Below are 3,210 nucleotides of genomic sequence, written 5' to 3' on the forward strand. Positions count from 1 at the left end.
CCAGCGCCTCGGGGCTGGGCGTGACCGTGGCGGCGCGCCGCGCGAGCAGCTCCGGCGACCCGGAGAGCTCGTCCGGGCCGGGCGGCTCGCGCAGCAGGAACAGCCCGGTGATGGCCACCGCGTCCTGCGGCGCGACGATGTCGGCCTCGTCGGCCAGCACCCGCCCGTCCTCCTTGAGCGCGACCAGGAACGCGTTCTCGCCGCACGTCACGTTGAGCAGCCGCGCCGGCGACCCGAACGTGTGCGCGCACGCGCGTACCGCCGCGTTGAAGTCCTCGCCCAGCCGCAGGTACGCCCCCGCGAGCACCAGGTTGCCCAGCGCGCAGCCGGCCAGGTCGAGCCCGTCCGGCTCGGCGCGCAGCCGCCCGGCGAACACCCGCAGCTCCCGCGCGATCCGGTAGTCCAGCGGCCCGTCGGCCAGCCGCGCCAGGTCCGCGGCCGTGGTCCCGGCCGGCAGGCGGCGTTCGAGCAGCTCGCGCCGGGGGTCGCCGGGGTCCAGGTGGAGCAGGAGGTTCTCGCGGAAACCCGAAGGGCTGAGCATGCCCGGCAGGTAGCGGCGCAGAGCGCCGGTGGACGGCCCGTTGCCGAACCCGTTGATCAGCAGGGACAGCTCCAGCCCCGGCACCCGCAGCAGGGCGCGGGCTATCCCCGCCGCGCCCCGCCCGCCGCAGAACATGGCGACCCTTACCGGACCTCCTCGTGGCCCGTGGGAACCCGCGGCACGCCGCGCCGCAGCAAGCGCGTTCGGCAAGGGTCACCTCCTCCGCGCGATCCAGCGGTCAAGGGGAAGCAGGTTGACGCCCACGATCAGCGGGACGTGCGTCGGCGTGACCCAGATCGCCCCGCCGGTGAACAGGTTGATGTGCGGGGCGTCGGCGCGCTCGGGGATCGGCACCGGGTTGACCACCTGCCGCATCACGTCCAGGAAGCCCGAGAACGCGATCGCGCAGCACAGGAAGGCGAAGCCGAGCAGCTTGGCCACGAGTTGCCAGGCGGCGCCGATCTCCCGGGCGTGCGGGGTGGCCGGCCAGACGAAGGCGAAGCCGGCCGCCCCGATGGCCAGGGCGATCCACCAGCTGCGCGCGGCCCATGGGCGCCGGGCGTCGGGAAGGAGGTCGGGATGGTTCACTGCCGGTCCTCGTGGAGGGGCGTCATGGGGGAGCGCGCTCGCGGGAGCGCTCCCAAACGCAGTATGGCACCTGCGCCCACAATGGTGGCCTCAATACCAAATATCGGACCCGCCGGAATTGTCTGGCCTATTGACTAACCGTAGTGAAGGGACGAAAGCCCAGCTCATCCGCCTTGCTGCAAGATATCTGGAAATCTGGAACGTTTTACTCGCGAATCGGTGCGGGCGGGCCTGCCTGGGATGTCAAGCCCTCACTCTCGACGTGATTGCGCCGGCCGTTCGCCGCCCCTCAATTGGGGAAATTTCGGAGTTAATGGGCATGTGTGCAGTTCAAGCGGGGCCTGATAGGCTTGGGAGCGCTCCCGCACCTGGTTCGCATTCTGGGCCCGAAACACTGGTTTCCGGATCGCCGGAACCAGGCCCTGTGGAGGATCCGGCCGGGTGGCATCCCTGCGGGGCCCGCGTCTCGGCGCGACGGCGGGCGAGGGCCGGACCGAATCCTCCAAGGCGTAGAGCGTTGATCCCGGGCCGGAGCTCGGGAATTGCCGGACGATCTCACGATATGTGGGTTGTTGTCCACATATGTCCGGCATATTTCGCGACGATAGATCGGGCTTTTCGTTTCTGTCAACATAAGTCGGCCGATCATCGAAGTAAGGTAGTACTCATGACAACGGGATCCAACGGCCAGAGCGCCGGAGCGGGGGCGCTGCTGGCGATCCTCCGGGACGGGCGGGCGCGCACCCGCGGCGAGCTGGCCCAGCTCACCGGCCTGTCCAGGTCCACCGTGTCGCAGCGGCTCGACGCGCTGATCGCCGGGAGCTGGGTGGTGGCCGCCGACGACTCGATCTCCTCCGGGGGCCGCCCGGCGGCCGTGTTCGCGTTCAACGAGGGCGCGCGGGTGGTGCTCGCGGCCGACCTGGGCGCCACCCGCGCCCGCCTGGCCGTGCTCGACCTCGGCATGACCGTGCTCGCCGAACGGGCCGCAGACCTGCCCGTCGACCGGGGACCCGAGCCCACCCTGGAGTGGGTCGCCACCGCCTTCCGCGAGCTGCTGGCCGACGCCGGGCGCGACCTCGACCAGGTGTGCGGGGTCGGCGTCGGGCTGCCCGGGCCGGTGGAGCACGCGTCGGGACGGCCGGTGAACCCGCCGATCATGCCCGGCTGGGACGGCTTCGACGTGCCCGGCTGGCTCGGGTCGCGGCTCGGCGCGCCGGTGCTGGCCGACAACGACGTGAACATCATGGCGCTCGGCGAGCACTGGGCCGCCGGGCCCGAGATCGACCACCTGATCTTCATCAAGATCGGCACCGGGATCGGCTGCGGCATCATCTCCGGCGGCCGGCTGCACCGGGGCGCGCAGGGTGCCGCGGGAGACGTGGGCCACATCCGGGTCCCGGCGTCCGAGGCGCCCTGCCGGTGCGGGAACACCGGCTGCCTGGAGGCGGTCGCGGGCGGCGCGTCCATGGCCGCGCAGCTGCGCGCCGCCGGGGTCGACGCGCACGGCAGCCGGGACGTGGTGGCGCTGATGCGCGCGGGCGACCTGCGCGCCACGCGGCTCGTCAGGCAGGCCGGCCGCGAGGTCGGCGCCGTGATGGCCTCGATCGTGAACTTCTTCAACCCCTCGCTCATCGTCATCGGCGGGGACGTCGCCGAGGCGGGCGAGCAGGTGCTGGCGGGGGTCAGGGAGACGATCTACAGCCGGTCGCTCCCGCTGGCCACCCAGCACCTCGGCATCGGGTCGAGCCGGCTCGGCGACCGGGCGGGCGTCGTCGGAGCCGCCGTCATGGTCGTCGACCACGTGCTCGCGCCGGACGCCATCGATCAGGCTTTCGGGCACCATTGACCGCTTCTGCGCGGCGTAGTAACAATTGATCGTCGCAGGCTCCCCGCGCGGTGGCATGTTCGTGGAGCCGGGCACAGTTACGCCGTGACGTGGTCGGCGCACGCGTCCCTCGAGAAAGGGAAACACGCGTGAGCCAGCTCCATGAGCAGGAAGAGGCGCTCCGCCGCACGCTCGGCCTGAGCCGCCGCCGTCTCCTCGCGGCCACCGCCGGCGTCGCCGCCGCGGCCGCCGTACC

General features: G+C 72.0%; 2 protein-coding genes and 1 pseudogene. 1 reads left to right on the top strand and 2 read right to left on the bottom strand.

All coding sequences use genetic code 11. The annotated features are described in order from the left end of the window. Positions 1 to 676, bottom strand: a pseudogene (locus ACWDX9_RS61575) (2-phospho-L-lactate transferase CofD family protein); the annotation flags it as partial. Between the two features lie 78 nt (positions 677 to 754). Continuing rightward, positions 755 to 1,129: a hypothetical protein gene (locus tag ACWDX9_RS61580; protein ID WP_449973161.1), complete on the bottom strand. Its 375-nt coding sequence runs from the start codon at positions 1,127 to 1,129 to the stop codon at positions 755 to 757. 667 nt (positions 1,130 to 1,796) lie between these two features. Here ACWDX9_RS61580 and ACWDX9_RS61585 point away from each other — a divergent pair. Next, on the top strand, positions 1,797 to 2,975 hold the full coding sequence (locus ACWDX9_RS61585) for an ROK family transcriptional regulator (RefSeq protein ID WP_449973162.1): 1,179 nt from the start codon (positions 1,797 to 1,799) through the stop codon (positions 2,973 to 2,975). Positions 2,976 to 3,210: the final 235 nt, after the last annotated feature.

The organism is Nonomuraea sp. NPDC003201, from assembly GCF_053590415.1.

Bases quoted from the DNA above. Each gene is read 5' to 3' on its own strand.
- ACWDX9_RS61585 (WP_449973162.1), top strand. From the start codon at position 1,797: ATGACAACGGGATCCAACGGCCAGAGCGCCGGAGCGGGGGCGCTGCTG.